This window comes from Caulobacter sp. B11, assembly GCF_002737765.1.
Taxonomy (GTDB): domain Bacteria; phylum Pseudomonadota; class Alphaproteobacteria; order Caulobacterales; family Caulobacteraceae; genus Caulobacter.
Window position 1 is genome coordinate 1 of record NZ_PEGG01000365.1, and the last position, 3,523, is coordinate 3,523.

The 3,523-nt window shown below is 67.8% G+C and carries 4 protein-coding genes and 1 tRNA gene; all 5 read right to left on the minus strand.

The genetic code is table 11. The features are described from left to right. Positions 1-350, minus strand: a 350-nt coding sequence (locus tag CSW58_RS12830) for an aldehyde dehydrogenase family protein (RefSeq protein ID WP_143755210.1), incomplete at its 3' end; no start/stop codon positions are given. Continuing rightward, positions 334-1,278: a 5-dehydro-4-deoxyglucarate dehydratase gene (gene kdgD, locus CSW58_RS12835; RefSeq protein ID WP_201721674.1), complete on the minus strand. Its 945-nt coding sequence runs from the start codon at positions 1,276-1,278 to the stop codon at positions 334-336. The genes CSW58_RS12830 and kdgD, both read right to left, overlap by 17 nt. A 420-nt stretch (positions 1,279-1,698) precedes the next feature. Continuing rightward, positions 1,699-2,829: an FMN-dependent L-lactate dehydrogenase LldD gene (lldD, locus tag CSW58_RS12840; protein ID WP_099447550.1), complete on the minus strand. Its 1,131-nt coding sequence runs from the start codon at positions 2,827-2,829 to the stop codon at positions 1,699-1,701. A gap of 164 nt (positions 2,830-2,993) precedes the next feature. After that, positions 2,994-3,070, minus strand: a tRNA-Arg gene (locus CSW58_RS12845). Between the two features lie 27 nt (positions 3,071-3,097). Further along, the gene (locus tag CSW58_RS12850; RefSeq protein WP_161494621.1) at positions 3,098-3,403 is read right to left on the minus strand and encodes an ETC complex I subunit; all 306 of its coding nucleotides are present in this window, start codon (positions 3,401-3,403) and stop codon (positions 3,098-3,100) included. Between the last annotated feature and the right edge of the window lie 120 nt (positions 3,404-3,523).

Genomic DNA, 3,523 nt, shown 5'->3' on the forward strand with positions numbered 1-3,523 from the left:
AGCACGCCGGCGAACAGCCGCAGTTGACCCGTGGTACGGCCGCGCTCGCCTTCGAGACGACCGCGTGGCAGGCCGCTCTCGGCCATGACCCGCACGATCAGGTCGTCGCCCAGCGCTTCGATCTGCTCGGCGATGGATTCCAGGAACCGGGCCCGCGCCGGGTAGGACAGGGCCCGATAGGGCTGGAAGGCCGACGCCGCCAGGGCGCAGGCGGCGTCCAGGTCGCTCAGGGTCGCGCCGCCGAAGGCTGGCTCCAGCGCTTCACCCGAGGCGGCGTCGATCCCGCGAAGTTCACCCTGGGAGCCGCGCGTCGCGCCGCCCCCGATCAGCAGTTCACCCGTTAGCCGCAAGTCGTTGGTCCTTGGGTTGGACGGCGGCGATGAGCGCTTTGAGCTCTGAGAGTTCGCCGGTCGTCAGGTCAGTCAAAGGCGGACGAACGGGGCCAGCCCCGCGACCGATGGCGGTCATGCCGGCCTTGACGATCGACACCGCATAGCCGCGACCGCGGTTGCGCAGGGTGATGTAGGGCAGCACGAAGTCTCGCAGGCCGTTCATGACCGTTTCCCGATCACGGGCCCGAACCGCCTGATAGAAGGACAACGCCCATTCCGGCAGGAAGTTGAAGATGGCCGAGGAATAGGTGGTCACGCCCATCTCGAGATAGGGCAGAGCGAAGGTCTCGGCGGTGGGAAGGCCGCCGATATAGGTCAGCCGGTCGCCCATGCGCGCAAAGACGCGCATCATCAGCTCGATGTCGCCGACCCCGTCCTTGAAGCCCACGAGGTTGGGGTTGCGATCGCAGAGCTTTTCCAGCGTGTCTTCGTTGAGGACGGCGTTGTCGCGATTATAGACAATGACGCCCAGCGAGGTGGACTTGCAGACCGCCTCGATATGGGCGGCCAGGCCGTCCTGGGTCGAATTCATCAGGTACGGCGGCAGCAGCAGGACGCCATCCGCGCCTTCGATCTCGGCCGACCGGGCCAGGTCGGTGGCGATGGCCGTGCCATAGCCGCAGCCGGCGATGACCGGGACCTTGCCCTTGGTCTCGGCGACGGCGGCGCGCACCACCTGGGCGACCTCCTCGGGACGCAGGGAGAAGAACTCGCCCGTGCCGCCCGCCGCGAACAGCCCGGCCAGGTCACGCTGCAACATCCAGCCGCAGTGCTCACGATAGGCGTCTTCCACGAACTGGTGCTGGTCGTCGAAATGGGTGACCGGGAAGGACAGCAGGCCTCCGCCGATGATCTGCGCCATTTCGGACGGCGTCATTCTGCTCATGCAAGTCCTCGCTAATCGTGGGGCCGCATTTGGCCCACGGCCGCCCTCGTCTCCCCAGACGCTAGAGGGTGGGGCGTGCGGGGTCTAAGCCAAAGGCGCTATGGACCGATGCGGGAATTGGCTTGATGAGCGGGCGGTCTGGCCGATCCCAGGACTTTGGGCCGCGAAGGGGCTCGGCGATGACGCTGCCCCCGGGTGTCGTTGCAAGAAATGGATGAACGGCGCCGACGCGCGGCGAGCGGCCGGCCCAAGCCCCGCAGGGCTTGGCGGCCCCACAGGCACGCTCAAGTCCCCGCGCCCCTGACGCAATGATCGCGGTCCAGACGGCCCTTATCCCCCGGCAAGCGCCAACCAGGCCCGGGCCGGGAGCGATCGCGCCGCGGCGGCCATAAAGCCTGGCCTCGCCAGACACGCCGCAAATCAGGCCAGGATCGAGCGGTCGATCTGTGAAACCGAATTGACGCCGGTCAGGGCCATGGCGACGCGCATTTCCGTCTCGATCAGGTCCAGAAGCTGGGTCACGCCCGGTCCGCCGCGCGCGGCCAGGGCGTAGACGAAGGCCCGCCCCAACAGCACGCCCTTGGCGCCCAGGGCCAGCATCCGCACAACGTCGAGGCCCGAGCGCACGCCGCCGTCCGCTAGAACCGTCAGGCGATCGCCGACCGCATCGGCGATCGCCGGCAGGGCCCTGGCGCTGGACAGCACCCCGTCCAGTTGCCGCCCGCCATGGTTGGAGACCACGATGCCGTCGGCCCCGATGTCGGCGGCCGCCTTGGCGTCTTCGGGATCGAGCACTCCCTTGATGATCAGCGGGCCCTTCCAGAGGTCGCGGATCCAGTCGAGGTCTTTCCAGGTGATCGCGGGATCAAAGTTGGCCCCCAGCCAGCCCATGAAATCCTCGAGACCCGAATTCTCGCCCAGAACCGGCGCGACATTGCCCAGGGTGTGGGGGCGGCCCATCAGACCCACTTCCCACGCCCAGGTGGGCCTGCCCAGCGCCTGCAGCATCCGGCGGGCGGCGGCGTTGGGGCCGCTCATGCCGGAATGGGCGTCGCGATAGCGGGCGCCGGGCACCGGCATGTCGACCGTGAAGACCAGGGCCGTGGCGCTCGCCTCGCGGGCCCTGACCAGCAGGTCGCGCATAAAGCCCCGGTCGCGCAGGACGTACAGCTGGAACCAGATCGGCGCGGCGCTGGCCTTGGACACCTCGTCGACATCGCAGACCGAGACCGTGGACAGGCAGAACGGCACGCCCTTGGCGGCGGCGGCCCTGGCGGCCTGCACCTCGCCCCGGCGGGCGTACATACCGGTCAGGCCGACGGGCGCCAGGGCCACCGGCAGGCTCTGCTCGACCCCGAACAGGGTGGTCTTGGTCGACACCCGCGAGACATCCCTCAGCACGCGCTGGCGCAGGGACAGGTCAGCCAGGTCCGAGACGTTGCGACCGAGTGTCCGCTCGGCATAGGCGCCGCCGTCAATATAGTCGAACAGGAAGCGCGGCAGCTTGCGGCGGGCGGCCTCGCGGAAATCGGTGGTCGAGGCGACGATCATCGACAGGCCTATTGCAGGTTCACGACGGCGCCGCCATCGACGAGAAGGACCTCGCCCGTGACGGCTTGCGCTATGGCGACGCCCAAGTGGCGCCGCTGAGTGCGATGTCAGCCAATATGGACATCAAATCGGCGACGCGGGGCGTCTTTCTGCATGATCTGGGGTGGCGCGCCCTGCTGGATTCGAACCAGCGACCGCTCGCTTAGAAGGCGAGTGCTCTATCCAGCTGAGCTAAGGGCGCCAATTCCGAAAGGGTGCGGCCAGACGCCTAGTGCGTCCAGGGCTGGCGACGACCGGCGGCGAAATTGTCGGCATAGGCCTTGAGGATCCGCTTGGGCGTCTTGGGCTCGAACAGCTGGAAGGCGATCCCGTGACGCTGGGCGTAGGACACCGCTTCTTCGCGGGTGTCAAAGGTCAGGCGGACCTGACCGTTCATGTCGCTCGACTGGGTCCAGCCCATCAGGGGATCGGACTGGCGCGCCGAGACCGGCTCGAACTCCAGCAACCAGTCCTGGGTCTTGGCCTTGCCGGACTGCATGGCGGTCTTGGCGGGGCGATAGATGCGCGCGAGCATGAACCTCTCCATTGAACGTGTCACGGCGCCCCAAAAGGGGCGCCGTTGGTCGGAGCGGCAGGATTCGAACCTGCGACCCTCTGGTCCCAAACCAGATGCGCTACCAGGCTGCGCTACGCT

Excerpts from the sequence above, each read along its gene's own strand:
- CSW58_RS12850 (WP_161494621.1), bottom strand. The coding sequence starts at position 3,403 with ATGCTCGCGCGCATCTATCGCCCCGCCAAGACCGCCATGCAGTCCGGC.
- kdgD (WP_201721674.1), bottom strand. The coding sequence starts at position 1,278 with ATGAGCAGAATGACGCCGTCCGAAATGGCGCAGATCATCGGCGGAGGC.
- lldD (WP_099447550.1), bottom strand. The coding sequence starts at position 2,829 with ATGATCGTCGCCTCGACCACCGATTTCCGCGAGGCCGCCCGCCGCAAG.